28 protein-coding genes are annotated in these 24,068 nt (G+C 61.9%); 11 read left to right on the top strand and 17 right to left on the bottom strand.

The genetic code is table 11. From position 1 onward, the window contains the following. Positions 1-14: 14 nt before the first annotated feature. Genes ACFO3E_RS05585 through ACFO3E_RS05570 form a run of 4 tightly spaced genes read left to right on the top strand, consistent with a single transcriptional unit; the run spans position 15 to position 4,935 of the window. The gene (locus tag ACFO3E_RS05585) at positions 15-1,301 is read left to right on the top strand and encodes a hypothetical protein (RefSeq protein WP_380803086.1); all 1,287 of its coding nucleotides are present in this window, start codon (positions 15-17) and stop codon (positions 1,299-1,301) included. Continuing rightward, the gene (locus ACFO3E_RS05580) at positions 1,298-2,443 is read left to right on the top strand and encodes a glycosyltransferase family 4 protein (protein WP_380802996.1); all 1,146 of its coding nucleotides are present in this window, start codon (positions 1,298-1,300) and stop codon (positions 2,441-2,443) included. Before ACFO3E_RS05585 ends, ACFO3E_RS05580 begins: the two co-directional genes overlap by 4 nt. Next, positions 2,440-3,192 (top strand): FkbM family methyltransferase, encoded by a 753-nt coding sequence (locus ACFO3E_RS05575; RefSeq protein WP_066524107.1) that lies wholly within the window; start codon positions 2,440-2,442, stop codon positions 3,190-3,192. The genes ACFO3E_RS05580 and ACFO3E_RS05575 overlap by 4 nt, the downstream gene beginning before the upstream one ends. After that, positions 3,193-4,935 (top strand): MFS transporter, encoded by a 1,743-nt coding sequence (locus ACFO3E_RS05570; RefSeq protein WP_380802994.1) that lies wholly within the window; start codon positions 3,193-3,195, stop codon positions 4,933-4,935. On the opposite strand, the gene ACFO3E_RS05565 is transcribed toward ACFO3E_RS05570, so the two are convergent. Then, a complete protein-coding gene (locus tag ACFO3E_RS05565) occupies positions 4,932-6,626 on the bottom strand; it encodes an amidohydrolase (RefSeq protein ID WP_380802991.1) in 1,695 nt (564 codons plus the stop codon). The genes ACFO3E_RS05570 and ACFO3E_RS05565 overlap by 4 nt on opposite strands. Continuing rightward, positions 6,623-7,492, bottom strand: a complete 870-nt coding sequence (locus tag ACFO3E_RS05560) for an NAD(P)-dependent oxidoreductase (RefSeq protein ID WP_066524104.1) — start codon at positions 7,490-7,492, stop codon at positions 6,623-6,625. The genes ACFO3E_RS05565 and ACFO3E_RS05560 overlap by 4 nt, the downstream gene beginning before the upstream one ends. A 97-nt stretch (positions 7,493-7,589) precedes the next feature. On the opposite strand from ACFO3E_RS05560, the gene ACFO3E_RS05555 reads away from it, so the two are divergent. Beyond that, a complete protein-coding gene (locus ACFO3E_RS05555) occupies positions 7,590-8,837 on the top strand; it encodes a threonine ammonia-lyase (RefSeq protein ID WP_380802989.1) in 1,248 nt (415 codons plus the stop codon). A gap of 122 nt (positions 8,838-8,959) precedes the next feature. Continuing rightward, the gene (locus ACFO3E_RS05550; protein ID WP_380802987.1) at positions 8,960-9,778 is read left to right on the top strand and encodes an arginyltransferase; all 819 of its coding nucleotides are present in this window, start codon (positions 8,960-8,962) and stop codon (positions 9,776-9,778) included. Positions 9,779-9,835: 57 nt separating this feature from the next. Here ACFO3E_RS05550 and ACFO3E_RS05545 read toward each other — a convergent pair whose 3' ends face one another. From ACFO3E_RS05545 to ACFO3E_RS05520, 6 genes are all read right to left on the bottom strand, one after another. Further along, complete coding sequence (locus ACFO3E_RS05545; RefSeq protein ID WP_380803083.1) at positions 9,836-10,018, bottom strand: VOC family protein; 183 nt, start codon at positions 10,016-10,018, stop codon at positions 9,836-9,838. Continuing rightward, positions 9,961-10,212, bottom strand: coding sequence for a VOC family protein (locus ACFO3E_RS05540; protein ID WP_380802985.1), 252 nt, complete (start codon positions 10,210-10,212; stop codon positions 9,961-9,963). Before ACFO3E_RS05540 ends, ACFO3E_RS05545 begins: the two co-directional genes overlap by 58 nt. Before the next feature lie 52 nt (positions 10,213-10,264). Further along, positions 10,265-11,116 (bottom strand): RcnB family protein, encoded by an 852-nt coding sequence (locus ACFO3E_RS05535; RefSeq protein WP_380802982.1) that lies wholly within the window; start codon positions 11,114-11,116, stop codon positions 10,265-10,267. Positions 11,117-11,246: 130 nt separating this feature from the next. Continuing rightward, positions 11,247-11,732, bottom strand: coding sequence for a GAF domain-containing protein (locus ACFO3E_RS05530; protein WP_380802979.1), 486 nt, complete (start codon positions 11,730-11,732; stop codon positions 11,247-11,249). Positions 11,733-11,810: 78 nt separating this feature from the next. Next, positions 11,811-12,215 carry an alternative ribosome rescue aminoacyl-tRNA hydrolase ArfB gene (arfB, locus tag ACFO3E_RS05525; RefSeq protein ID WP_380802976.1) on the bottom strand — a complete coding sequence of 135 codons (405 nt, stop codon included), beginning with the start codon at positions 12,213-12,215 and terminating at the stop codon, positions 11,811-11,813. Continuing rightward, positions 12,202-12,879 carry an RluA family pseudouridine synthase gene (locus ACFO3E_RS05520; RefSeq protein WP_066524095.1) on the bottom strand — a complete coding sequence of 226 codons (678 nt, stop codon included), beginning with the start codon at positions 12,877-12,879 and terminating at the stop codon, positions 12,202-12,204. The genes arfB and ACFO3E_RS05520 overlap by 14 nt, the downstream gene beginning before the upstream one ends. 65 nt (positions 12,880-12,944) lie before the next feature. Here ACFO3E_RS05520 and ACFO3E_RS05515 point away from each other — a divergent pair, with 65 nt between their 5' ends. After that, complete coding sequence (locus ACFO3E_RS05515; RefSeq protein ID WP_380802974.1) at positions 12,945-13,931, top strand: acyltransferase family protein; 987 nt, start codon at positions 12,945-12,947, stop codon at positions 13,929-13,931. A 101-nt stretch (positions 13,932-14,032) separates the two neighbouring features. Here the strand turns inward: ACFO3E_RS05515 and wrbA are convergent, their stop codons facing one another. Continuing rightward, entirely contained in the window at positions 14,033-14,632 is a 600-nt protein-coding gene (wrbA, locus tag ACFO3E_RS05510) for an NAD(P)H:quinone oxidoreductase (RefSeq protein WP_380802972.1), read from the bottom strand. A 114-nt stretch (positions 14,633-14,746) separates the two neighbouring features. Next, complete coding sequence (locus tag ACFO3E_RS05505) at positions 14,747-15,466, bottom strand: pirin family protein (RefSeq protein WP_380802970.1); 720 nt, start codon at positions 15,464-15,466, stop codon at positions 14,747-14,749. Positions 15,467-15,573: 107 nt separating this feature from the next. Between ACFO3E_RS05505 and ACFO3E_RS05500 the strand changes: the two genes are divergently transcribed. Continuing rightward, entirely contained in the window at positions 15,574-16,467 is an 894-nt protein-coding gene (locus ACFO3E_RS05500; protein WP_380802967.1) for a LysR family transcriptional regulator, read from the top strand. Positions 16,468-16,674: 207 nt separating this feature from the next. After that, the gene (ctrA, locus tag ACFO3E_RS05495; protein ID WP_066524089.1) at positions 16,675-17,382 is read left to right on the top strand and encodes a response regulator transcription factor CtrA; all 708 of its coding nucleotides are present in this window, start codon (positions 16,675-16,677) and stop codon (positions 17,380-17,382) included. Between the two features lie 188 nt (positions 17,383-17,570). On the opposite strand, the gene ACFO3E_RS05490 is transcribed toward ctrA, so the two are convergent. Both ACFO3E_RS05490 and ACFO3E_RS05485 read right to left on the bottom strand, forming a co-directional pair. After that, positions 17,571-18,260: a hypothetical protein gene (locus ACFO3E_RS05490; protein WP_380802964.1), complete on the bottom strand. Its 690-nt coding sequence runs from the start codon at positions 18,258-18,260 to the stop codon at positions 17,571-17,573. 100 nt (positions 18,261-18,360) lie between these two features. Then, positions 18,361-19,608, bottom strand: a complete 1,248-nt coding sequence (locus ACFO3E_RS05485; protein ID WP_380802961.1) for a S8 family serine peptidase — start codon at positions 19,606-19,608, stop codon at positions 18,361-18,363. A gap of 158 nt (positions 19,609-19,766) precedes the next feature. Here ACFO3E_RS05485 and ACFO3E_RS05480 point away from each other — a divergent pair, with 158 nt between their 5' ends. Both ACFO3E_RS05480 and ACFO3E_RS05475 read left to right on the top strand, forming a co-directional pair. Further along, entirely contained in the window at positions 19,767-20,255 is a 489-nt protein-coding gene (locus ACFO3E_RS05480; protein ID WP_380802958.1) for an RNA polymerase sigma factor, read from the top strand. Next, on the top strand, positions 20,252-20,947 hold the full coding sequence (locus tag ACFO3E_RS05475) for an anti-sigma factor family protein (protein WP_380802955.1): 696 nt from the start codon (positions 20,252-20,254) through the stop codon (positions 20,945-20,947). Before ACFO3E_RS05480 ends, ACFO3E_RS05475 begins: the two co-directional genes overlap by 4 nt. Before the next feature lie 62 nt (positions 20,948-21,009). Here ACFO3E_RS05475 and ACFO3E_RS05470 read toward each other — a convergent pair whose 3' ends face one another. The 5 genes from ACFO3E_RS05470 to ACFO3E_RS05450 all read right to left on the bottom strand — a co-directional run bounded on the left by ACFO3E_RS05470 (position 21,010) and on the right by ACFO3E_RS05450 (position 23,991). Then, positions 21,010-21,762, bottom strand: coding sequence for a metallophosphoesterase family protein (locus ACFO3E_RS05470; protein WP_380802953.1), 753 nt, complete (start codon positions 21,760-21,762; stop codon positions 21,010-21,012). A gap of 45 nt (positions 21,763-21,807) precedes the next feature. After that, on the bottom strand, positions 21,808-22,362 hold the full coding sequence (dcd, locus tag ACFO3E_RS05465) for a dCTP deaminase (protein WP_066524082.1): 555 nt from the start codon (positions 22,360-22,362) through the stop codon (positions 21,808-21,810). 1 nt (position 22,363) lies between these two features. Further along, the gene (locus tag ACFO3E_RS05460; protein WP_066528534.1) at positions 22,364-22,813 is read right to left on the bottom strand and encodes a cytidine deaminase; all 450 of its coding nucleotides are present in this window, start codon (positions 22,811-22,813) and stop codon (positions 22,364-22,366) included. After that, positions 22,810-23,427: a GH25 family lysozyme gene (locus ACFO3E_RS05455; protein ID WP_066524080.1), complete on the bottom strand. Its 618-nt coding sequence runs from the start codon at positions 23,425-23,427 to the stop codon at positions 22,810-22,812. Before ACFO3E_RS05455 ends, ACFO3E_RS05460 begins: the two co-directional genes overlap by 4 nt. 81 nt (positions 23,428-23,508) lie before the next feature. Then, positions 23,509-23,991, bottom strand: coding sequence for a UPF0262 family protein (locus tag ACFO3E_RS05450; protein ID WP_066528531.1), 483 nt, complete (start codon positions 23,989-23,991; stop codon positions 23,509-23,511). Positions 23,992-24,068: the final 77 nt, after the last annotated feature.

Below are 24,068 nucleotides of genomic sequence, written 5' to 3'. Positions count from 1 at the left end.
GGGCGGTGGCCCGGATGGAAGGGTCCGCCCGCTTCCTTGCCCTTATTAAGCTGGCCAATGTCGGGTTGACGCTGATCTGGGGCTTTGCTGTCACCTACGTGTTCGTGCGCGCCCTGCCTTTGCGCGAGTTTCAGGCGTTCCTGCTGCTCGTCGCTTTCGGCAATTTCACTATTTCGGCCGAGTTTGGCCTCACCAGCATTATCTACGCCCGGCTGCGGCGTCACTGGCTCGGCCACAAGGATGAGGGAGCGGGTGGCTTCCAACCGGAAGAGATGGGCGTCCTATTTCTTTTCCTGGGAATGCTGATCTTCGGCGGGTTGGTGATCCTGCTGGTCGCGCTCGTGGCCGGGGCTGTGGGTACGACGATGCCGCTGCTCTTCATCCTTTTCTTCCTGTCGGCCTGCGTGAACCTGCCCGCCCTGCTCGCCAAGCGCGCGCTGGCTGCGGTGGACGGCAATTTCCTGTGGGAAGCGCTGGATTGCCTGCGGCGATTGATGACCATCGCCCTGCTGCTGCTCATCCTCAACGGGCTTGATCCGCGCCTCTCGGTTTTGCTGCAACTGGCCATCAGCCTGACTGTCATCGGCTATGCGATCACGCTCGTTCACAAGCGGCTTGGCATGACGGCGCGGCATTGGCTGGCGTTTCGCCGAGGCGGCGTGCATGTCCGCGCGCATTATTTGCACGATATCGGCGCTTCGGCGCTGTTCACCATCTCGGAAATCGTTGGCTATAACGCGCTCTATTTCACCATTGCGCTGGCGACGCAGGATGCGCGGCCGATGTTGCTGTTCGACTTCTTCTTCAAGATGTCGCGCGCACTATCCATGGCCGTCCGTGCGACTGTCGAAGCCGCACTGCCTCGCATCACGCGCGCTTTCCATGCTGGCGACGCCGCACGGCTGCGCCAGTTGCTGGTCCGCGCGCTGGGGGCAGCCTTCCTCTTTGCCCTGATCGCCTCGGGCGCTTTGCTGCTGGTGGGGCAGTGGCTCTTTACCAAGCTATTTGCCGGGCGTGCCGCTATCGATATTACGGAGTTGTTGATAATCGATGGGGCGCTGCTGGCGCTCACGGTCATCTGCGTGTCGGTCTATATCCAGGCTGCCTTGGGACGCTTCGCCGACCTGCTGAAGCGCTCCTTGCCATTCCTCGCCGGATCATTGCTCAGTGTTCCCTTGGCGGCTCTGCTAGGCGATCGGTTCGACCTTGGCTTCCTGTCGCTTTACGCGCTGACGTTGCTGACCGTCTCGGCGCTTCATGCGCTTTCGCTCCGCCGCCTGCTTCAGGGAGCGCGGCCATGAAGGTAGCGATGGTCGATCCGTCGCTGTTCACGGGTCGCTACGATGACAGCCTGTGCGCAGCCTTGGGAGACGAAGGCGCGGATGTGAGGCTGCTCGCTCGCCCCATGCGGCCGACTGACGCCGTTGCGCCCTGCGGCTATCATTATAGTCCTCACTTCTTCCGGCGCAGCGAAGCGCTGCGCGCGCGGCTGGGCGAGGGGCGGGCCTTCCGGCTGCTCAAGGCTGCGGAATATGTGGCCGCCTGCGCATTGGGAGGTCTAAAGGAACTGGCAAGCGCACAGGTGGCCCATTTTCAGTGGCTCCCTCTCGCGCCAGCCGACCGCCTGCTGCTGCGCCGGTTGAAAGGACGGACGGCGCTGGTCCACACGGTCCATAATGCCGACGCCTATCATGCGGACGCGGGTGTGCAGGGGAGCGGTTATCGCGCGCTGCTGGATTTTTTCGATGCGCTCATCGTCCATGGCGATACAACGCGCCGTGCGCTGGAGGCCCAAAGCATCGATCCTCGCCGCATCCATGTGACGCCGCACCCTCCGATGCAGTTGGCGCCAGCGACACCCGCAGATATCGCGGCGGTTCCTCAGCCGACAGCGCCGCGCTTTCTCTTCTTCGGTACGATCAGGCCCTATAAGGGCATCGATGTTTTGATCGAAGCATGCTTGTCCTTGTGGCAGGCGGGGCGCCAGTTTGAACTGGCGATAGCGGGGAAGCCCTTCATGGATATCACTCCCGTGCTGGAGAGGGTCCGGACAGCGGGTTTTGCCGATCGGCTGGTCACTGATCTGGGCTTCCTCACCGAACCGCGGCTTGACGCGCATATGGTGAAGGCGGACGCCATCATCTTCCCCTATCGCCAGATCGATTCAAGCGGCGCTTTTCTCTCGGCGCTTCACCATGGCAAGGCGATGGTGACATCGGACGTCGGCATGTTCGCCGCGCTGCGCGACGATGTCGCGATCCGCACGCCCGCTGGAAATGCGGAGTTCCTTGCCCAAGCCCTCTTGCGGCTCCTCGAAAGCCCCGCCATCAGGCAGACGGCAGGCGCAGCAGCGCGCGCTTATGGAGACAGCATGGGCAGTTGGAAGGACATGGGCTTGGCTACGATGGGCGTCTATCGTTCCGTACTGGCTGCACGCGCGTGAATCGCTATGTCCGCGAGGTAACCGACCGTGTGCTGGCGGCTCGCCTCGCTCTTGCCGGGCGAGTGCATCAATATCCGGAAATTCAGGCGTTGCGCCGCTTTCTGACCGCGTTTGCCGTCGATTGCGTGTTCGATGTGGGCGCGAACCGTGGGCAGTATGCCACGATGCTGCGCAAGGACGCCGGTTTTTCGGGCACGATCCTGTCGTTTGAACCCAATCCCGACATTTTCGCCCAACTGTGTCGCCGCGCGGCATCCGATGCAAAATGGCACGTTTTCAATGTCGCTCTGTCCGATTTCGATGGCACGGCGAGCTTCAACATCATGGCGGCTGATCAGTTCAGTTCGCTTAAGAAACCTGCGCAGGAACAGGATGCGATCTTCGCAGATCGGAACCGCGTGACCCGCACTGTGGAGATGCAATGCCGCCGCATCGACGGCCTTCTTCCCGAGCTGCGCGAAGCATACAGCTTTGCACGGCCGTTCCTGAAGATGGATACGCAGGGCCACGACCTGTCAGTCTGCAATGGGGCCGCGCAGGCTCTACAAGAAATGGCCGGGGTGCAGACCGAACTTGGCGTGCGTCCCATCTACGAAGGCGGCACCGGCTATCGCGCGATGATCGATTGGCTGCGCGACAGGAATTTCCTGCCCTCCGCCTTTTTCGCGAACAATAAAGGGCATTTCCCGCTGCTGGTCGAGATGGACGGCATTTTCGTCAATCAGGCGCTGCTGTCGCAGGAAGGCTGAATGTACGTTCCGCCCGCCCGGCCTGTCGATGCCCGCCGTCTGTTGCTGGCGGGCGCAATCGGCCTGACATTATGGCTGGGCGCGACATTCTTGTGGCACGTTACCTATCGTCAGGGCATCAGCCTTGCCGTCATCCTTTTTCTGGATCAGGATTTCCCCGCGCTTTTGGGCGGGCTTCTGCTGTTGACGCTCGCTGCGCCTTTTGCCGAAGGGATGGGCCTGCGCCTGCCCGCGCCACGCGCCCGGGTTATCGTGCCGCTGATCCTTTCGTTCGGGCTGATCGCCTGGGCCGGGCATTATTGGCTGTTTCAGAATTATTCGATCTCGCGGGATGAAGAGGTCGCCCGCTTTGCCGCCGCTTATATGCGCGAAGGTCTGTTCGCCCGGCCCATTCCGGCGGAGTGGGAAGCCTATCGCCGCGCGATCATGCCAGAGTTTTTCTCGCCCTTCGGCGCGGCTGATTACTGGACGGCCGCATATCTGCCAGTGAACAGCGCGATCCAGGCGCTTTTCTGGCAGTTGGGAGATCCAAACCTGGCGGGCCCCGCGCTGCTGATGGCTGGCCTGTTCGCGCTGTGGCGCGTGGCGCTGCATCTTTTTCCCACTCGGCGCGACGCGGTATGGGTAACGATGCTGCTGGGCCTGTCTTCCGCACAGCTTTGGGTCACGGCGATGACCCCCTATGCCATGACCGGGCATTTCGCACTCAACATGATCTGGCTGGCGCTGGTCCTGCGCGGCGGAGTCATTGGTCATGTCAGCGCCGGGGCCGTGGCGGTGTTGGCGGCTGGGCTGCATCAATGGCACTTCCCCCCGATCTTCATTGCGCCTTTCATCCTTTGGATGCTGCTTGCCCGGCGCTGGACGGCTGCGGCGTTCCATATCGTCGTCCTCGCCGCCATCGTGATTGTATGGGCCAAGCTGTGGCCCGGATTTCTGGTGCAATCGCTTGGCCCGGCCGCCGATGTCCGTCCGTCGGCGGGCGTTGCGGACAAAGTCGGCAGCCTGTTCGAGCGGCTGGGCGATCGATGGCAGCCGCTGGTCAACCTCAGCCGCTTCGTCGCCTGGAACAATATCCTGATGGTGCCGTTGGCGACGCTCGGCGTCTTCGCGATGCGCTGGCGCAGTGCTTTAAGGGGGCAGGAAATCGCCCTGCCGCTGGCGCTCGGCTGTTTCGCGGGTTGTGCATTGGCTCTGGCGCAGGGCTATGGCTGGGGCTTTCGCTACGCCCATGGTTTTATCGGTCCCTTCTGCCTGCTGGCAGGGCTGGGATGGGCGCGCTTCCGTCCGGCGGCGATGCGGTCGCTCTATCTTGGCGTGGTGATCACTCTAGTCATGAGTGCGTTTCTCGTCTGGCGCACGCATGTTTTCGTTGCGCCCTATGCCGCCAGCCATCGCATGATCGACGCTTCCAAGGCCGATGTCGTGCTCGTCGATCCGCGCGGCGGACTTTACGTTACCGATCTGGTGCGCGGGCGCGATGGCGTGCCGGGACGGCCAATGGTCATGAACCTTGGTATGCTCACGCTGAATCAGGTCGATGAGCTTTGCGAGCATTATGTGGTCGAACTGTTCGACCGCGCCGAGTTCCGTCCGCTGGGTGTGCCGCTGGCCCGGTGGAACCTGGGCCGCATGGACGCGCTGCGTGCGCATATGAAGGCGGAAGGGTGCGACAAGCCGGTGCTGCCGCCTCTGCCCGAGACGATCGAGGACGCGTTCAATGCCTCGGGCGACGTGCTTTAGGGTTTGACGCCCTTCATATAGACGCGCTTTCCGCCGATCCAGGTTTCCAGCACCTGGGCGGCGCGTATGTCCGCCGGGCGGGCAAGAGAGATATCCCGGTCGATCAGCAGGAAGTCCGCGCGTTGTCCCGGCAATAGGCTACCGAATCGCTTCTCGGCAAACGCCGCATAAGCCGCCTGGCGCGTATAGGCGTTGAGCGCGGTTTCGAAGCTGACGCGCTGCTGCGGCATCCATCCGCCAGCCGGTTCGCCTGCCGCATCCTCCCGGCTCATCGCGACGGCCATGCCGGTGAAGGGATTGACGCTCTGGCCCGGTGCGCCCGATCCGAACGCAAGAGGGATGCGATTGTCTGTCATGGCCTTCCACGCATAGGCGCCCTTCAGCCGTGCTTCGCCGACCCGCGCCGCTGCCATGCGCCAGTCGGATGGCTGCTGGGCAGGTTGCATCGACGCGACGACGGCGTTCTGCCCAAAGCGGGGCAGGTCGATGGGATCGACGATCTCCGCATGTTCGATTCTCCAGCGCCGATCACCTTTGTAGGTCTCGCTGAGTTCCGTGATCGCGTCGAGCAATTCGCTGTTCGCCGCGTCCCCTGTGGCATCGACGGCGATCTGGAAATTGTCCATCGCCGCACGGCTCATGACATTGCGCAACTGGGTGGCGGGGATCAGCGGATAGCCACGTTGCCCGGCGGCATCGGCATAATCCGTCTTCAGCCATGCCCCGCGCGATCCCAGAGCGCCGTCGAGCCCGAGCTTCAGCCCGCCCATCCGTAGATGGTCGTCATACAGCCAGGGTGTCGGCTCTGGTCCGGCGATCAGCACCATATTGTCGAGGCCAAGCGCATAGGAGATGATCCGGACGCGCAATGCACCCCGGTCAGCCGATCGCCGGAAAGCCTGCCAATCCTCAATATTGGTTCCCATGTCGGCGATGGCGGTGACGCCGTTCGCCAGCAATTGCTGCTGTGCCTTCTCGAGCGCGATGTCCCGGTCTTTAGGCGCAGGCGCGGGAACTGCCCGCTGGATGAGGTCCATCGCCTTATCGATAAAGACGCCGGAGGGCTTCCCGCCCGCCATCTCGATCCGGCCCCCTGGGGGCGCTTTGCTCGCGGCGGTCACGTTGGCCGCGCGCATCGCCACTGAGTTGGCCCAGCCCGCATGGCCATCTACGCGCTCCAGCCACACCGGCACGTCGCTCGCGACTGCATCCAGTTCGGCAGCGGTGGGGAAGCGGCCGAGGCCCCAAAGATCCTGGTTCCAGCCCGTCCCGATGATCCACTTACGTCCCGGATTGGCCGCTACATATTCCCGTATCCGGGCCTGTGCTTCGGCCAATGAGCGCGCCGTGGACAGGTCGAGCGTGATCTGGGAGAGGCCCAGCGCCATCACATGGACATGCGAATCGATGAAGCCGGGGATCAGCGTCTTGCCGCCGCCGTCCAGTTGAAAGTCGGGACCCTTGGGCCAAGACTCGCCCTTTTTCAGCTTCTTCTTGGGGGGCGGGGCTTCATAGCGGCCGGGTAGCAGCCTTTCGACCTTGCCCTCGTCATCGATAATCAGTGCCCGAAAGCGAACGACCTTGCCGGTCGAGTCCAGAGCGATGCCGTTCACATTGTCGATGACGCCCGACGCAAAGGCGGCCGCTGGCAACACAAGCGCGGCGACCGCCGCCAACAAAGCTCGCTTCATGCCCGTGTGATCCGCCGCACAAGCGCGCTTGTATCCTGACGGTTGCCGCCCATCGCCTGCACATCGGCGTAAAATTGATCGACCAGTGCTGTGACCGGCAGCGTCGCGCCGTTAGCGCGCGCTTCCTCCAGAGCCAGACCCAGATCTTTGCGCATCCAATCGATCGCGAAACCGAAATCGAAACTATCCTCGGCCATCGTCTTCCAACGGTTGTCCATCTGCCAGCTTTGCGCCGCCCCGCCCGAAACGGCCTCGAACACCTTGTCGAGGTCCAACTCCGCCGCCTGGGCGAAGCGCAGCGCCTCCGACAAGCCCTGGATAACGCCGGCGATGCATATCTGGTTCACCATCTTGGTGGTCTGGCCCGATCCGGCGCCGCCGACATGGACAATACGCGCGGCATAGGATTGCATGACGATCTTCGCTGCTTCGACTGCCGGTTTCGTGCCGCCGCACATGATGGAGAGCCTTCCGTTTTCCGCGCCTGCCTGGCCACCCGACACCGGTGCATCGACGCAGTGCAGGCCCCGGCTCTCGCCTTCCACGAACAACTGCCGTGCGATCCGCGCCGACACGGTAGTATGATCGACGAACAAGCCGCCCGGCTTCATCGTACGGAATGCGCCTTCGCGGCCTACCGTGACCTGTGACAGATCATCGTCCGTGCCCACGCAGCTGATGACGATCTCGGCATCCTCGGCCGCTTTAGCGGGACTCACCGCGACCGCGCCACCATAGGCTTCCGCCCAGCGCTTCGCCTTGCCGATGGAGCGATTATAGACGGTCAGCTTGTGCCCGGCCTTCGCGAGATGCCCGGCGATCGGGCCGCCCATGATGCCCAGACCGATAAACGCGATATTAGCCATATGCCTCGTACAGTTAGCCGCGTAGCCTTTTGCCATAGGGCGAGTTTTCGATGAGGGCCAGTTCCTTCCGCAGCAAAATTAAGCTAGGGGCGACCCCATGAACACCTTGAGCAAGATTGAAAGCGCGATGCCGCTCCCCGTTACCGTCGATGACATATTGGCGGCGCGCGTGCGGATTTCGGGCGCGGTCGTTCATACGCCGACTTTGGTCAGCCAGACGCTGTCCGAGATGTTTGGTTGCAAGGTTTTCCTGAAGTTCGAAAATCTTCAGTTCACCGCCGCCTATAAGGAGCGCGGGGCGCTCAATCGCCTGCTTCAGTTGGAGAAGGCGGCGAAGGAGAAGGGCGTAATCGCTGCTTCAGCCGGCAATCATGCGCAGGGCCTTGCCTATCATGGTCGTCGACTGGGCGTGCCGGTGACGATCGTCATGCCGGTGACCACCCCGACGGTGAAGGTCACGCAGACGCAAGGGCATGGCGCGACCGTGGTGCTGCACGGCGAGAAGTTCGACGACGCCAGCACCTATGCGCGCCAGCTTGCCAAGGAACATGGGCTGACCTTCGTCCATCCCTTTGACGAGCCTGACATCATGGCGGGGCAGGGGACTGTTGCGCTGGAAATGCTGGAGGATGCGCCGGAGATCGATACGCTGATCATCCCGATCGGCGGCGGCGGGCTCTTTTCCGGCATGGCAACAGCTGCCAAGGCGATGAAGCCGGATATCAAGGTTTATGGCGTGCAGGCGGAGCTTTATCCGTCGATGTACAGCCATATCAAGGGCGCGAAGCTCGCCTGTGACGGCGACACGCTCGCCGAAGGCATCGCGGTGAAGGAGCCGGGCGAACTCACCCGCCGCTTCGTCGAACGTCTGGCGGATGACGTACTGCTGGTCAGCGAGCGTCATTTGGAGGAAGCGGTCAGCCTGCTGCTCCAGATCGAAAAGACGGTGGTGGAAGGTGCGGGAGCCGCTGGCCTCGCGGCGCTGATCACGCATAAGGATATGTTCGTGGACCGCAATGTCGGCCTCGTGTTGACCGGCGGCAATATCGATACGCGCCTGCTGGCGAACGTGCTACTGCGTGACTTGGCGCGCTCAGGCCGTCTGGCGCGGCTGCGCATCATCCTTCAGGATCGGCCGGGGGCACTTTTCCACGTCGCGCGCATCTTCGACCAGGAAGCGGTGAACATCCTGGAGCTGTCACACCAGCGCATCTTCACCAACCTCCCGGCCAAGGGCTTGAGCCTCGACGTCGAGTGCGAGACTCGCGATGGCGATCATCTTGATCGCCTGATCGCCGCCCTTCGTGAGGCAGGTTATGAGGTCGCCCCGATCGAGGTCGCCTGATCGCGAGCCTCGTCGGGAGTACGCATTTTTTTCGTGGTAAATGACCTTTTCATGGAAGGCTGCGGGCGTCATAGTCTGTCCATGACTCAAGTTTCGCGCAGCGTTTTGACGGAGACCGTGGCGTGAGCGCACCATTTCGTTTCCCGCGCTTCTTTGTGACAAACCCCAGCCCGTGCCCTTATCTGCCGGGCCGGAGTGAGCGGAAGGTGTTCACCGAGTTGAACGGCGACAATGCGTCGGAACTGAACGACGCGCTCGGCCGCATCGGTTTTCGTCGTAGCCAGAATGTGGCCTATCGTCCGAGCTGCGCGGACTGCTCTGCCTGTGTATCAGTCCGGGTCGTCGCTGGTGAATTCACGCCGAACGCGACACAGCGCAAGCTCATCCGCCGCAACAGCGATCTCATCGTTACCGCGTGCAAGCCCTGGTCCACCGAGGAGCAGTTCGAACTGCTCCAGCGCTATCTGCGCGCCCGCCATCCGGGCGGCGGTATGACCGAGATGGATGAGATGGATTTCGCCGACATGGTCGAGCAGACCCCGGTGGAGAGCCATGTCGTCGAATATCGCGAGCCGGGCGAAAACGGCCGGCCCGGCAAGCTGATAGGCGCATGCCTGACCGATCGGCAGGGCGACGGGCTTTCGATGATCTACAGCTTCTTCGATACCGAGCTGGAGCATCGCAAGGGGCTCGGCAACTTCATCATCATGGATCATATCCTGCGCGCGGCGAAGGCGGGGTTGCCCTATGTCTATCTTGGCTATTGGGTCGAGGGGTCGCAGCGGATGCAATATAAGGTCCGCTACCGCCCGCTCGAAAAGTTGAGCCGCAGCGGTTGGGTCCGCTTCGATCCGCAGGAGCAGGCGCAGGCCATCCGCGTCGTCTTGCCGCGGGACGAGCCGCCACTGCCGATCGAGCTCGCGGGGATTTTCCGGAAATAAACTCGGTCAGCTTAGTCCTGCTAGGAATGGACTGCGATGTCTCGCGTCATGCTGAGCTTACTTCGCCACGAAAGTGACCGCCTCAATCTTGTTGCCATCCGGATCGCGGACGAACGCGCCATAATAGTAGGCGTCATAGTTAGGGCGCGTTCCCGGCGCTCCTTCGTCAGTCCCGCCCAGTTTTAAAGCCAGGCGATAAAATTCCCGGACTGTTTCCCGATCCGCCGCTTCGAAGCATATGTGGACCCCGTTGCCGGCAGAGGCCCGTTCCCGTTCACCGGCGTCTCGACGCTGAACACCACATCGGTAACGCCATAGTCCAGCGAATGGGGATAATCGCGAACGTTGCGGTAACCGAGCAGCGCCATTAGCGGATCGTAAAAGGCCCTCGCGCGATCGACGTCGTTGGTGCCGACTGACACATGATGGATCATGCCGTTTCCTCCTGTCCTGCCATGGGGTGCGGACAGGCTTAAACGAGCAGAGCTATTTGCAGTTGCACTGTCGCTTGGCTCCATGACGCCGGTGCGAGGAGACGTCGGTCACATAGCTGGTTTCCGTTATCGTCGGGGTAACCACGACGGTGGTCGTCGTCGCGCCGGGATAATAATAGCCGCCTGCGATATAGCCCGGCGCCTGAGTGGTAGTCACGACCGGCTGGCCGGGACCGCTATGATGCACGACGGCGGGCGAAGCCGCATAGGGTGGAGCATTATATTCGACGCCATAATTACTCCGCGCTTCGCCTTCGAAGCGGCCTTCATATTCCCCGCTGACCGTCCGGCCTTTGTCGTCCGTCCAGGTCCCGGTCCAGCGGCCCTCATATTCATGGGGCGGTGGCGGGCCATCATGTGCGGTCACGTCGTCGTCATAGGGTGCCCCGCGCGGTAAGTCGCCGCCATCATGGGCATCCCAATCGACATCACTGCGATGATCCCGCACTCTTCCGTGCCGATCGACCATCACTGCGTCATCATAATAGCGGGACCAGCCATAACCATCCACCGGAGCGGGCAGGCCATAGCCGCCATAGTTACCGATGCGGTAGGAAGGGTTGATCCAATAGCTTGGCAAGACGTAGCCCACGACTGGCCGACGGTAAGCAGTCCAGCCGCCCGGCGCATGCCAGCCCGCGAACCAGCGCCCTTGAAAGCGCGGACCCCAGCGGTGCACGGCCGATCCCCCACGGATGCCGCCATGCCGGACTCCGGGAGAGGTGAAGCTCTTCCCCATCACGGGCAGTGCGGCGCCCGCCAAAACGGCTTCGCCTGCTGATGCAGGGGCCGATGCGCCGACCGCTATGCTCGCGCTCGCCAGCATGATGCTCCAGATCCGCATGCCAAAACCTCCCGTTGCTTGCCTCACGCCGATCACCCGGCCGCAATGTTAATGGCTTGTTTAGCATGGTGAACCCCGCCGATCCACGCGTTGAGGGCGGCTGCTTTGTCCCGAAACGAGGCAGCGCGAGTCAAGCGATCCGCGTGCCGATCCTAGCGATCAGCGCCTCCAAGCCTTGCTGATCGACAGCATCGAAGCGTCCGAGGGATGGGCTATCCAGATCGAGAACTGCCATAACGCGGTCCTTCACAATGACCGGCACCACGATTTCCGAAGCGCTGGCGGCGTCGCAGGCGATGTGGCCGGGAAAGCTGTGAACGTCCTTCACCAGTTGGGTCTGAGCTGTGGCGGCGGCGGTGCCGCATACGCCTTTCCCCAACGCGATGCGGATGCAGGCAGGCTTGCCCTGGAACGGGCCAAGCACCAGTTCATCGGCCACCATGCGGTAAAAGCCTGCCCAATTCAGGTCCGGCAGAAATTGCCAGATCAGCGCAGCGACATTGGCCATATTGGCGATGATGTCCGGCTCGCCCCTGGTCACGGCTTCAGCGGCGGAGAGAAGGTCTTGGTAGAGTTCCACCTTGCTGCCCTGCTCGGCGGGATAGAAGTCGAACATGCTACATCCACCTCATCTTCGGAAACCCCCAGCTGCGGCCGTCATCCTGACCAAGTTCTAGAGAGGCTGGGGTTGCTTTTAATCCATACGAACTTTGCCGCGCCCCTGTTTGACTGAACTTCGGGCCTTTTTCGCGTCAACCCTTCGTGCCTTGGCGGCCTTTCCCGGCTTGGTCGCGATCCGCCGGGCGTCGCGCTGATGCGCCTGAGCGATCATGTCGACTAGCCGCTCTCGCGCGTCCTGGCGATTAGCTTCCTGCGTACGGAAACGGGATGCCTGGATCACGACTTCTCCGCCGGAGGTCAGCCGCGATCCCGCCAATTCCTTCATCTTGCGAAAGGCATGGACTGGCAGCCCTAGTTTGTAGAGGTCCACACGCAATTGCACTGCCGTGGCGACCTTGTTGACATTCTGGCCGCCTGGACCGCCCGCTGTGATGAAACGCTCTTCCAGCGCGTCTTCGGGAATATCAAAGTCCGGCATCGTCCAGATACTCCGGACCGAACCCCGCCGCGGTGAAGGTGGCGGGCAGGGGAGCGGTCGCCTCCGCCGGCGCCTTGCCGGTACGAGGGATGCTCAGAAAACGGCTGTGCAGCAGCATCGGTCCATGGCCGGTGCCATAAACCGGGTCTCCCGCGATGCCAAAGCCCAGACCATGGAGGGTATGAGCGCGGATCTGATGCGTCCGGCCTGTGCGCGGGGTGAAGATGATAAGGGCGCGGCCATCATTTTCGGCCAGTTTGCGCCATTCAGTGACGGCTGACTTGCCATCCTTCGCCGCGATCATGCGCCAACCCTTAGCTGCGCTGCTCACTTTCTTGAGCGACAATTCAATCGTCCCGCTGTCCAGTTCCGGCACGCCCTCTACCACTGCGACATAGCGTTTCTGGACCGTCCCGGCCTCGAACGCTGCAGCGTAGCGCTTATGCGCCTTGGGATTGCGCGCGAGGAGGAGGCAACCGCTGGTATCACGGTCTAGTCGATGCACCGGCAGCGGCCAGCGCTGGAATCCGAAGGTCAGCGAGGAAAGATGGTTTTCCAGGCTCAGCGACCCGTCGCGCGGCGCATCCACTGGCAGGCCAGCAGGCTTGTCGATGATGATGGCTTCACCATCAATAAAAAGAACTCGGTCATGGAGCAGGGACAAGAGGCAGTATCCGGATAATAGGGGATGATTGACGCGCGCGCGGCTTCCTATAGGGCGTGGAAGCCATGGAGAACAGGGGGGACGAGGTCCAGTCCCGGTCCGCGGCATCCGAATGGGTGCGCGGGGGCGGGCGGCTGGAGTGGATCGACGTCGCGCGCGGCATCGGCATTATCGCCGTAGTGGCTGGGCATGTCTGGACGCGCGGCCCGCTGCGGGATGCTGTTTACAGCTTCCACATGCCGCTCTTTTTTCTGCTGTCAGGCTTTTTGTCACGGCCGCAGCCGCCTGCCCGCTTTGCGATCCGGCAGTTGGTTTCGCAGATGCGTCCCTATGCCGCTTTTCTCATACTGCTGATCATAGCGGACTCGATCATCGAACCGTCGAAAGGCAACAGCCCGATTTTCGACCAGTGGCCGCAAGATCTACTGCCTGTCCTGCTTGGCGGTTCCTGGCTGCGCGGCCCTTTCACCATCTTCTGGTTCGTGCCCTGCTTGATGGCCTCGCGCATAATTTTCAATGCACTGTCCGCTCGTTGGCCCGATCCGCTCGACCACCGCTGGGCCCTTGCGATCGTGCCCGCGTTCATCGGGGCTTATATCGTAGGCGACGTGACGCGAGCATCAGTGCTGGGCTCTCTCACCGTGCCGATGGCGCTGGTCCTACTCTGGGTGGGCGCGGCATGGCAGCGCGTTCCATGGCGACGGTGGATGTGGTTGCCGCTCACGGCCTTGTCTCTCGCCGGGCTTTCCGCTGTCTTGCCCACGCTCAACATGAAGGCGGCCGACTATGGCTTGCCCTTGCTGTCGATCGCTTCAGCCGTCGCGAGCACGCTGCTTCTCTTTCGGCTTTCGGTTCGGATCGCCCCGGTCGCCGGATGGTTGGCAGCTATCGGGCGGGCCTCGCTCGTCATCATGTATCTGCATGTGGCGGTGATACACTATCTGTCGCCTTATTTTTCCAAGCCCTGGCTGTTGATCCACGCGCTGTTGCTGCCTATCGCCCTCTATTATTTTCTGCGCGCAAACGGCTGGGGCCGACGCATCTTCCTGTGAGCAAAAAAGGGGCCGGCGCACCCATCCTGTGCGCCGGCCTATCGTTGCGCCTTGCGACCCAAGGCTCAACTGCTGCACTGAGAGGAGGGTGCAGCCTTTTCCTAACCTTGCAGCTTGATCGCCGTCTCTGCGATCCGCCGCCCCTGATATCGTGCGCCTTCCAGTTCCTCCTCGCCTGGCTGGCGGCTCCCGTCGCTGTGAGCAATGGTTGTCGCCCCATAGGGCGCACCGCCGCGCAACTTATCGACGCCCATCTGTCCCGTGAACCCATAGTCCAGCCCGACGATCACCATGCCGAAATGGAGCAGGTTGGTGATGATGGAAAAAAGCGTCGTTTCCTGCCCGCCATGCTGGCTGGCGGTCGAAGTGAAAGCGCCACCCACCTTGCCGTTCAGGGCGCCGCGAGCCCAAAGGCCGCCCGCCTGATCCAGGAATGCTGCCATCTGACTGGACATGCGCCCGAACCGGGTGCCGGTTCCGATGATGATCGCATCATAGTCTGCCAATTCAGCCACGGTCGCGATGGGCGCATCCTGGTCCAGCTTGAACCCCGCATTTTGGGCAACTTCCAGGGGAGCAGTCTCAGGCACTCGTCTGATATCGACTTGAGCGCCTGTGGATGCCACACCTTCCGCCACGGCCTTCGCCATAGTTTCGATGTGGCCGTAGGAGGAATAGTAAAGGACGAGTACCTTCGCCATGGGGCTATCTCCAATCAGATGTAATGCATTGAACTGAAAAAGGTTTCTTCGAAGATGCGACCGCCTGCTCCAGATGGGGGGTGAAGGGAGCAGGCGGCCACCAGGTCCGTCGCCCTATTCGCTATCGACCAGGACGATTTCACTATCTTCGATCGCGGTCATCGTGATGGGCTTTCCGCCCAAAATGGCTGCGCCGTCCCGTGCTTCGAAGGTTTGGCCGTCAATCTCAATCCGGCCCGTCGCAGCCACAAGATAAAGATGCCGTCCATCCGCGCTGTCATAGGTCACGCTCGTGCCGGCCTTGACCGTGCCGCCCAGCAGGCGAGCATCGGCGCGGATTCGGAGTGCGTCCTGATCTTCGTCATAACCGCTGGCGAGTACCACCAGCCGTCCCGACCGATCGCCCTTGGGAAAAGGCTTGGCTCCCCAACTGGGAGCGTCGCCCTGTGCCTTGGGAATGATCCAGATCTGGAACAAGGTCGTCGTTTCGCTTTCCAGATTATATTCGGAGTGGCGAATACCTGTGCCGGCGCTCATCACCTGAACGTCGCCCGCTTCGGTACGGCCCTTGTTGCCCAGGCTGTCTTGGTGGGTAATCGCGCCCTTGCGAACATAAGTGATGATTTCCATGTCCCGATGCGGGTGCGGCGGAAAGCCGGTGTGCGACGCGATTTCATCATCGTTCCAGACGCGGATCGCACCCCAGCCCATCCGGGCCGGATCATGGTAGTCGGCAAAGGAGAAATGGTGGCGGGCGTTCAGCCACCCATGGTCGGCGTGACCCAGCGACGCAAAGGGGCGGCGTTCGATAGAGTTATCCACAGTCATGGTCATTGCGGTGCCTTTCCAATGAGGCGGGAAGCCATTCCCGCTTGCTTTCGATCAATTTAGCTATCAGGATCGTTTCTGAAATAAGCAGCATTGAAACGGATTGTTTCCTTATGCGTCTTCCCGACTTTGAAGCCTGGGCCATTTTTGCTGCCGTGGTGGAGCACCGCAGCTTTACGGATGCCGCCAAGGCGCTGAGCGTTTCCAAGGCCACCGTGTCGAAAGCGGTCACTCGCCTTGAACAGCATCTGGAGACCAGCCTGTTCAGCCGTACCAGCCGTCGTCTCGCCCTTACCGAAAGCGGGAAGCGCCTGGCCGACCATGCTGCCCGCATCCTGGCCGAGGGACAGGCCGCCGAGGAAGCGGCGCGGGACGACACAGCCGAACTTTCGGGCACGGTTCGCCTTGGCGCACCCATGACCTTCGGCCTGTTTCGCGTCGCTCCCCTGATCGCCGAATTCACCAAGCTTCACCCGGCCGTCAATGTGGACCTCCACCTTTCCGACGCGCGCATCGACATGATCGACATGGGGCTGGACGCGACCATCCGCATCGCGGACATGCCCGACAGTTCACTCCGCGCGCGGCGTCTCGCCGACGTCAACATGCACCTCATCGCCTCGCCTGATTATCTGGCAGAGCGCGGGCGCCCAGCGCATCCCGCGGATCTCAGCGATCATGATTGCCTTTGCTACGCAAATGTCCCGACGCCCGACGTGTGGCGTTTCTCTGGGCCAGGGCAGCAGAATGTCACCATCCAGGTAAGGGCACGGATCACGGTCAACAGTGGTGAGGCGATGTTGCCGGCTCTTCGCGCGGGGATCGGCATTGCGAGGCTCCCCGATTTTATTGTCGGAGACGCGCTGGCATCGGGCGAGTTGGAAGAAATATTGATCGACTGGAGGCCGCCGCCTTTGGGCCTGCACCTGGTGACGCCGCCATCCCGACTACGGCCCGCTCGTGTGCAGGCGCTACTTGATTTCATCGCGGAACATCATGGTTGCTGAGCATCGTTGCACAGGCGAATCCATCTTGACTCAATTTGAATCACTTCGGTTGAAAATCTTTTGAAATAGATTCAATTCCGCACGACTCGTGGATTTCTGCGGGTTAGCGAAAAATTAACCTTTGTCCTTCAGAAGTTTTTTGGTTAATGAATTGGAGCAGACGCCGTTCTGAGGGGTTGACGGGATCTGCAAGGACAGGGGCTTCACATGCGCGTTCTGCTAATCGAAGACGAACCGACCACAGCCAAGGCGATCGAGCTGATGCTCACGACCGAAGGCTTTAATGTCTACACAACCGACCTGGGCGAAGAGGGCCTCGATCTCGGCAAGCTGTATGACTACGACATCATCTGCCTGGACCTCAACCTGCCGGACATGCACGGCTACGACGTGCTGAAGAAGCTCCGCGCGGCCAAAGTGCAGACGCCGGTGTTGATCCTGTCGGGCATTGCAGAGATGGACAGCAAGGTCCGTTCCTTCGGCTTCGGCGCTGACGATTACGTGACCAAGCCCTTCCATCGCGAAGAGTTGATCGCCCGTATTCACGCTGTGGTCCGCCGATCCAAGGGGCATTCGCAGTCGGTCATCCGCACCGGCAAGCTGGCGGTGAACCTGGACGCCAAGACGGTGGAAGTCGATGGTAACCGCGTCCATTTGACCGGCAAGGAATATGCGATGCTGGAGCTGCTCTCGCTCCGCAAAGGCACGACACTGACCAAGGAAATGTTCCTCAATCATCTCTATGGCGGCATGGACGAACCTGAACTCAAGATCATCGACGTCTTCATCTGCAAGCTGCGCAAGAAGCTCGCGCTGGCCTGTGGCGGCGACAATTATATCGAGACTGTCTGGGGCCGTGGTTATGTGCTGCGTGATCCGGATGAGGCGGTGGACTTCGCCACTAAGGTGGCCTGATCAAATAGCTTCTTGCAAGTGTAGAAAAAGCCGGTCGTCCTCGAAGGACTGCCGGCTTTTTTCGTTGGGAAAGCGCGAAAAAAAGGGCCGGTGATCCGTCGAGATCACCGGCCCTGCCTTGTCAGACGGTGGGGCGGAGAGGGGCGGGCTGAAAGCCCGTCAGGTGGGGGGAGCCGCCCCGCAAAGGGTTATTCTTCCGTCTGACCGGAGGACGCGCCATCGTTCGACCCGAAGGCTTGCCCGCTTCCCGAAAGCTGTCCGGCAGCGCTGAGTGAAGCCGCGCCGTTCAGCGCATTACCCGCATTACCACCCGCGTTGCTCGCGCCAGATTGAGCGGCGCCCGTCGCGCTGCCTGCTGCGCTACCCGCGCCGTTAGCTGCCGTGGTGGCGCGGTTACGCGCCGCTTGTGCAGTGGCGCTCGCCTGTCCCTGGGCTGCCGCGGTGGCGGTCACCGCGCGGTCCCGAGTGGCGCCTGCTGTCTGGCTGGCGCTGTCACGCACGCTGCCCACAGCATTGGCCACATCATTGGTGCCCAGCGTGTCGGCAGTCAGACCGCCGCTTGCCGATCCGCTTGCCGAACCCGATGCGTTCGCGCTGCGGCTCTTGCCCTTGCGGCTGATTGAACCGGCTGCTGAGCCGTCGGCCCGGCCAGAACCGGAGCCGTTCGCGCTAACCCGGCCATTCTGCAAGTCGATGCTGCGATCGAGGCCGACGCCGCCTGATCCGCCCAGCGTGCCGCCGAGCGATCCGCCAACGCCACCCAGCGTACCGCCAAGACCGCCACCCAGTCCACCGCCGCCGCCAAGCAGTTGGGCGGAAGCAGGGGCCGTCGTCAGCGCGGCGAGGAAGGCTGTGGCAAGAAAAAACTTCGCTTTCATCGATCGTCTCCTTGTTCGTTGTCGATCCGATGAAAAGAGAACGGGACGCACTTTCAGTTTAATCCCAAGCCTCGCAAAAAATTTCTCAAACCAATGAAAATCAATCGATATTTCTGCAATTTCCACAGATCACGCCCCGGCCAAACTCGCGTTGGCCGGGCTTGGCCTCGATCCGCAGCGCGCCGATATTTCCCGCCGCAAAGAGACGTCCCGCCACCAGGGGAGCTGCGAAAGACGTACCGCGCACCCGTCCCTTGCCGCCATCGCTACGAGCCGCATTCATGTCGGCGCCCGGTGCGGCAAAGTCCACGTGGCGCGCGCGCCCCGCCTCTGGCAGCAGACGCCCGCGTCCATCTATGCCCGTTACGGCCACTACATCGGGGTAGGAAGCGGGATAGGCGGGGGGAGCGGCAGGCCCATCATTCCCTACGGCCGCTACTATTGCGACGCCCTTGTCTCGGGCGAGCCGTATCGCCCCAGCTAGCAGCGGATTGTCTGGTCCGACCAAGCTCACCGTCACGACAGGGACGCCTCGCGCCGCCATCCAGCCCAACGCGCGGGCTATCGCGAAAGCGCTCCCGCCAGCCGGATCATCGCCATAGACATCTGCTGCCAGTAGCGGCGCGCCGGGCGCTGCGCCGCGAACAATTCCGGTCCCGCTGATCAGGGAGGCTACGGCTGTTCCGTGCGAACTGGCCTTTGGCGCCCCGCGAACAAAGCCGCGCTGCTCGACCTCGCCGGTCAGGGACGCGTGCCGCGCAACCCCGCCATCGATCAAGCCCACCGCGCGCCCGCGCACGGACCCTGCGCCCGCCAGCGTCGCGGCTGTCGCCATAGTCAGTACGCCGCTGGGGAAATACAGGTTGTCTGCGCTCGCTTGGGCTTCGGGGGCGATTGATCGCACTTGCTTCAACGCGCGCGGCAGGCTGCGTCCCTGCGGGACCATCAGGCGGGTGACGGGAAGTTCAATGCCCTCCAGCGCCTCGCTCTCAACGCCATAGCCTGCACCGCGTAGCGCCTCGATGCTGGTTGTTTTCGCGCCGGTCAGCAGGATGACGCCACGCCGCGCGGGCTCACGCCGGTCGTCCAGTTCGATGCTGTCGCCATGCCGCCGCAGCAAGTCGCCGATACGCGCTGCCCGTGCCGCAGTAAGCCGTTCGGCCAGCCGCGCCGGGTTTAGCCGGTCCGGCCCATCTTCATCCAGCGTCCCGTCCACCCGATTGAGTAAGTTGGGTACCACGCCCGCCGTCTGTCCAAGCCCACCGCCCGGAGAAGGCAATAATTGCGCCTGCGCACCGGGCCCGGCCAGCAGTAAGCCAACGGCGATCCAGGTTCGTCCCAATCTCATATCAGCCTCTTTACTCTCGCCTTGCGCAGACGCGAATTTTTCGATCCTGTCCTCCGCAAAATGCTTCATCGCGAAAAAATTCCGATAGATGATGTGGCTTTAGGGATGAAACGCTTGGGCAGGGCCGTTTCATCCTTCGACCATGTAATGGAGAACGGATGTCATTCGAGAGCGATCTGTTGGCGATCCTGCCCCGGCTGCGGCGCTTTGCCGCCAGCCTCTCGCGGGACCGTGCCGACGGCGACGATCTGTGCCAGGCGGCGCTGGAAAAGGCGCTGCGGGCGCGCGATCAATGGCAGCCGGGTACGAGATTGGACAGCTGGATGTATCGGATCATGCGTAATGTCTGGATTGATGAGGGCCGTTCGCGGCAGCGCGCCGCCCGGACCTTTGCACCGGAAGAGGCGGGCGAGCATGTCGGTCATGCCGGCGACCGGGATGTGGAGGCGCATGTCATGCTCTCCGACGTCGATCGCGCGATGCACGCTCTGCCGGACGAGCAGCGCGAAGCCATTGCGCTCGTGCTCGTTGAGGGCCTGTCTTACAAGGAAGCGGCGGAGGTTCTGGGCATCCCGATGGGCACGCTCACCTCGCGTATGGTGCGGGGGCGCGGCGCCCTACTTGAACTGTTGGGGGAAGCGGCATGACCGACATTGATGAAGCCATGCTGATCGCCTGGGTCGATGGGGAACTGGACGAGGTGACCCGTCGCCGCATCGATCGCGCGGTGGCGGAAGACTCCGCTCTCGCCGAACGCCTGGAGATGCACCGCCGCTTGCGCACGCGTCTTTCGAGCTATTATGCCCCGATCGAGGCCGAGCCGGTGCCGCCGGCAATGCGCACGCTGCTGGAAGACAGCGCCAAGGTTGTTTCCTTGGTCAGTCCCGCAGCGCCCCGCTGGCGCAGTTGGAGCATTGGCGGCGCGATCGCCGCCAGCCTGTTGCTGGGCCTGGGTATCGGCCGTATCTCAAGCGGCCCCGCAGGGCCCGTTGCCGTCAGCAATGGCGTCATGATGGCACAAGGGCAACTCGCTTCCGCTCTCGATACCCAACTTGCCTCCGTCCCGCAGGACTCAGGCGTCCGCATTGGACTCAGCTTTCAGAGGAAGGGCGGCGGCTGGTGCCGCAGCTTCGAGGGCAGCGCCCTTTCTGGAGTAGCCTGCCGTGAAACCAAAGGCTGGCAAGTCCAGCAACTGATATCGGGGAAGGGCCCTACAAACGATTATCGCCAGGCTTCCTCCACTGATGCTCGCGTCACAGCCACAGTTGATGCCCTGATCGAAGGTGCGCCTGCCGACGCTGCGGGAGAAGCTGCCGCCAAGGCGAAAGGTTGGCGCTAGGCTTTGTTAGGTCGGGTCCCCCCATTCGGACTGAGCTTGTCGGGGCCTCTTTTTGCTTCGGCCTAGGTTTGCAGGAACCAGCGCTCTGTTCCCTGCAAGCCGATGGCGGTCAGCTTGCCGCTGCTCCATGCTCCAGTATCGATGCCGATGCGGTTGGGCTTTTCGTCAACTTTGGCCCTGATGCTGTGGCCATGGACCACGACATATCCATGATCGCCCCTATGGTTCAAAAATTCGCTGCGGATCCAGTGCAAGTCCGCAGCTGTTTGCGCCTGCAGCGGCAAGCCGGGTCTAATCCCTGCATGAACGAACAGATAATCGCCCATCGTTAGCATATCTTCGAACCGGTCCAGAAAATCCACATGGCTTCGCGGCACGTGATTGAGCATCCATGACGCCACGTCCTCGTCGGTCATTCGTTCTGATGATCCAACGTCGAGCCCGTAGCTGGCCAGCGTTTGAACACCGCCAATCCGTCGGCAATAGCCCGCATATTGGGAGCTTCCGCGTGCTGCGCTGACGAACACTTCCTCATGGTTGCCCTTGATGAAGTGCACCTTCTCGGTTACGTCCTGCAGCGCCATCGCCCGCTCGACCATCTGTGCTGAGTGCGGACCTCGATCCACCAAATCGCCGAGCAGGATGAGATGGCAGGGCAGGGGGTGGCGCCGGGCATCGTCTCGTTCGATCAACTCAAGCAGTTGGTCGAAAAGGTCTAGGCGGCCATGTATGTCGCCGACCGCATAGACGCGCCGGTCCTCACCGAGGCTGGGCAGGGGACGCGGCGCTTCTCTGCGGCGGAGGAATTTCAGCATGGTGGGTCGCGCATGGAAAACATAAGCTCGATCTTCGCATGCTTGTCAGAGTCGCGGCAATGTGACGCCTTGCTGCCCCATATATTTTCCGGCCCGGTCGGCGTAGCTGACCTCGCACGGCTCATTGCCTTTCAGGAATAGGAACTGGCACGCGCCCTCATTGGCGTAGATTTTCGCGGGCAGGGGGGTGGTGTTGGAAAATTCCAGTGTCACATGCCCTTCCCAGCCTGGCTCCAGCGGTGTCACATTCACGATGATGCCGCAGCGGGCATAGGTGGATTTGCCTAGGCAGATGACCAGGACATCGCGCGGCACCCGGAAATATTCGACCGTCCGGGCCAGAGCGAAGCTGTTGGGGGGGATGATGCAGCAGCTGGTTTTGCGATCGACAAAGCTGTTCGCCGCGAAGTCCTTCGGATCGACGACTGCGCTATCGACATTGGTGAAGATTTTGAACTCATCCGCTACGCGCGCATCATAGCCGTAGGACGAAAGGCCGTAGCTGATGCAACCGTCACGTCGCTGGCTCTCCACGAAAGGCTCGATCATGCCATGGGAGAGGGCCTGTTCGCGTATCCATTTATCCGACAAGATCGACATGCTATTCTTGACTCGTCCTTGAAGAAGTACAGCCTAAGTCTTTGGTTCCAAATGCAAAAGGCAGAAGTTCAGCGACGCTGTACGTGACCACAGAATCATCGCCGCGCGTTGCACAATAGATGGCGATCGGCCGTGCCGCCACCTGCTCCGCCTCGTTCAATATCTGGCGGCATCTGCCGCACGGGGTCACGGGCGCGGTATCTCCGCCAACCACTGCGATCGCCTCTACGTCGCCCAGCCGCCCTTGCGCATTGGCCGCTGCAAGAGCCACCGTTTCAGCACAGAGCGAGAGGCCATAGCTGGCATTTTCGAAATTTGCCGCGCCGATGATCGTGCCATCCGTCAACCGTACGGCAGCCCCAACAGCAAAGCGGCTATAGGGGGCATAGGCGTTCCCCTTCGCCAACTGCGCCGCCTCGACCAACTCTTTGACGGCCTCGTCCACGCTCATGGCGCTACCACGCCCCATCTTACCGGCCCTTCAACCCCATCGATATGCCGCATGTCATTGGCGGTCCACATCACCCATTTACGCGTCGCATAATCAGGCGGAAAGAAATTGCCATCCAGCCACAGCGTCCGGTTGATCCCAGACGCGATGTCATATTCTTCCTCGAAGTCGTTGGAAACATTGATCAAGGCAGGCTTGCCGGCATTGCTTTCGATAAGGTTCACCAATGTGTTGAGTTCGGACAGCACCGCGTCCCGACCCGGTCGTGCTGTGCAGGACGGATCGAACGCCAGCCTGATCACCGGAGGCAAAGCGGCATTGTCGCGAGGCACGGTGGTGATGAAGCGTGTCGCCTGCTCGGCCGCACGCTTGCAGAGGCTGAAGTCGAGCACCGCCCCATAGCGCAGCCCGGAAGAGCGCGCCGCCGACCAGTTGCGCGCAAAGGCGGGATCGCGTCCCTCCGCCCCCTCGGCCGCGCGGATATAGGCGAAATCCACGCCATTGGCTGCCAGAGTACCCCAATCGATACGGCCATTGCCGGCCGCTACCGCCACACCCTGAACCGGATAGACGTCGCGCTCCGGTGCCCAGCGACACGCATAGGCCCACAGCATCACCGCCAGCAGAGCGATGATAGCCGCGCCCGCAAAGATGCGGACCAGAAACTGGCCGGAAGAACCCTGACGAATGTCCCCTTACCCCTTGATATGCAGCACGCAGATCAGCGTGAACAAGCGGCGTGCCGTATCGAAATCGACCTTGATCTTCCCCTCGAGCCGATCGATCAGCATGTCCGCCGCATCATTGTGAATGGCGCGGCGCGCCATGTCCACCGTTTCAATCTGCTGGGGCGACGCGTTGCTGATTGCCTGATAATAGCTGTCGCAAATGGCGAAATATTCGCGGATCGGCCGCCGGAACCGCCCGAGACTTAGGATGATGGCCTCCAGCGGTTCCCCATCTTCCCGCTTGATCTCGATCACCAGTCGGCCTTCTTCGACGCGCAGCAGCACGCGATAGGGTCCGGCATAGCCGTCGGGGTGAGCGCGCTGCGGCTCGAAATGATTGTCCTCCAGCAGATCGAAAATCGCGATCCGCCGTTCCTGCTCGACATCCGCATTGCGCCACAGGATCGTCCGCTCGTCGAGCGTGATATCTATGATGCGCGGGTCGGTCATGGGCTCATAGTCCCTGCTGCTGCGGCCGCCGAAAAGCAAGCGGAGTTCTCCACAGTTTTGCCGATCGCCTCGTAGCT

The organism is Sphingobium tyrosinilyticum (assembly GCF_042654265.1).
GTDB classification, from domain to species: domain Bacteria; phylum Pseudomonadota; class Alphaproteobacteria; order Sphingomonadales; family Sphingomonadaceae; genus Sphingobium; species Sphingobium tyrosinilyticum.
This window is presented reverse-complemented; position numbering and strand designations above follow the sequence as displayed.

Excerpts from the sequence above, each read along its gene's own strand:
- arfB (WP_380802976.1), bottom strand. The coding sequence starts at position 12,215 with ATGCCGGACTTTGATATTCCCGAAGACGCGCTGGAAGAGCGTTTCATC.
- ACFO3E_RS05470 (WP_380802953.1), bottom strand. The coding sequence starts at position 21,762 with ATGCTGAAATTCCTCCGCCGCAGAGAAGCGCCGCGTCCCCTGCCCAGC.
- ACFO3E_RS05460 (WP_066528534.1), bottom strand. The coding sequence starts at position 22,813 with ATGAGCGTGGACGAGGCCGTCAAAGAGTTGGTCGAGGCGGCGCAGTTG.
- dcd (WP_066524082.1), bottom strand. The coding sequence starts at position 22,362 with ATGTCGATCTTGTCGGATAAATGGATACGCGAACAGGCCCTCTCCCAT.
- ACFO3E_RS05565 (WP_380802991.1), bottom strand. The coding sequence starts at position 6,626 with ATGAAGCGAGCTTTGTTGGCGGCGGTCGCCGCGCTTGTGTTGCCAGCG.
- ACFO3E_RS05475 (WP_380802955.1), top strand. The coding sequence starts at position 20,252 with ATGACCGACATTGATGAAGCCATGCTGATCGCCTGGGTCGATGGGGAA.
- ACFO3E_RS05500 (WP_380802967.1), top strand. The coding sequence starts at position 15,574 with ATGCGTCTTCCCGACTTTGAAGCCTGGGCCATTTTTGCTGCCGTGGTG.
- ACFO3E_RS05570 (WP_380802994.1), top strand. The coding sequence starts at position 3,193 with ATGTACGTTCCGCCCGCCCGGCCTGTCGATGCCCGCCGTCTGTTGCTG.
- wrbA (WP_380802972.1), bottom strand. The coding sequence starts at position 14,632 with ATGGCGAAGGTACTCGTCCTTTACTATTCCTCCTACGGCCACATCGAA.
- ctrA (WP_066524089.1), top strand. The coding sequence starts at position 16,675 with ATGCGCGTTCTGCTAATCGAAGACGAACCGACCACAGCCAAGGCGATC.
- ACFO3E_RS05585 (WP_380803086.1), top strand. The coding sequence starts at position 15 with ATGGAAGGGTCCGCCCGCTTCCTTGCCCTTATTAAGCTGGCCAATGTC.
- ACFO3E_RS05490 (WP_380802964.1), bottom strand. The coding sequence starts at position 18,260 with ATGAAAGCGAAGTTTTTTCTTGCCACAGCCTTCCTCGCCGCGCTGACG.
- ACFO3E_RS05480 (WP_380802958.1), top strand. The coding sequence starts at position 19,767 with ATGTCATTCGAGAGCGATCTGTTGGCGATCCTGCCCCGGCTGCGGCGC.
- ACFO3E_RS05555 (WP_380802989.1), top strand. The coding sequence starts at position 7,590 with ATGAACACCTTGAGCAAGATTGAAAGCGCGATGCCGCTCCCCGTTACC.
- ACFO3E_RS05505 (WP_380802970.1), bottom strand. The coding sequence starts at position 15,466 with ATGACCATGACTGTGGATAACTCTATCGAACGCCGCCCCTTTGCGTCG.
- ACFO3E_RS05535 (WP_380802982.1), bottom strand. The coding sequence starts at position 11,116 with ATGCGGATCTGGAGCATCATGCTGGCGAGCGCGAGCATAGCGGTCGGC.
- ACFO3E_RS05540 (WP_380802985.1), bottom strand. The coding sequence starts at position 10,212 with ATGATCCATCATGTGTCAGTCGGCACCAACGACGTCGATCGCGCGAGG.
- ACFO3E_RS05485 (WP_380802961.1), bottom strand. The coding sequence starts at position 19,608 with ATGAGATTGGGACGAACCTGGATCGCCGTTGGCTTACTGCTGGCCGGG.
- ACFO3E_RS05450 (WP_066528531.1), bottom strand. The coding sequence starts at position 23,991 with ATGACCGACCCGCGCATCATAGATATCACGCTCGACGAGCGGACGATC.
- ACFO3E_RS05515 (WP_380802974.1), top strand. The coding sequence starts at position 12,945 with ATGGAGAACAGGGGGGACGAGGTCCAGTCCCGGTCCGCGGCATCCGAA.
- ACFO3E_RS05455 (WP_066524080.1), bottom strand. The coding sequence starts at position 23,427 with ATGCTGTGGGCCTATGCGTGTCGCTGGGCACCGGAGCGCGACGTCTAT.
- ACFO3E_RS05580 (WP_380802996.1), top strand. The coding sequence starts at position 1,298 with ATGAAGGTAGCGATGGTCGATCCGTCGCTGTTCACGGGTCGCTACGAT.
- ACFO3E_RS05530 (WP_380802979.1), bottom strand. The coding sequence starts at position 11,732 with ATGTTCGACTTCTATCCCGCCGAGCAGGGCAGCAAGGTGGAACTCTAC.
- ACFO3E_RS05560 (WP_066524104.1), bottom strand. The coding sequence starts at position 7,492 with ATGGCTAATATCGCGTTTATCGGTCTGGGCATCATGGGCGGCCCGATC.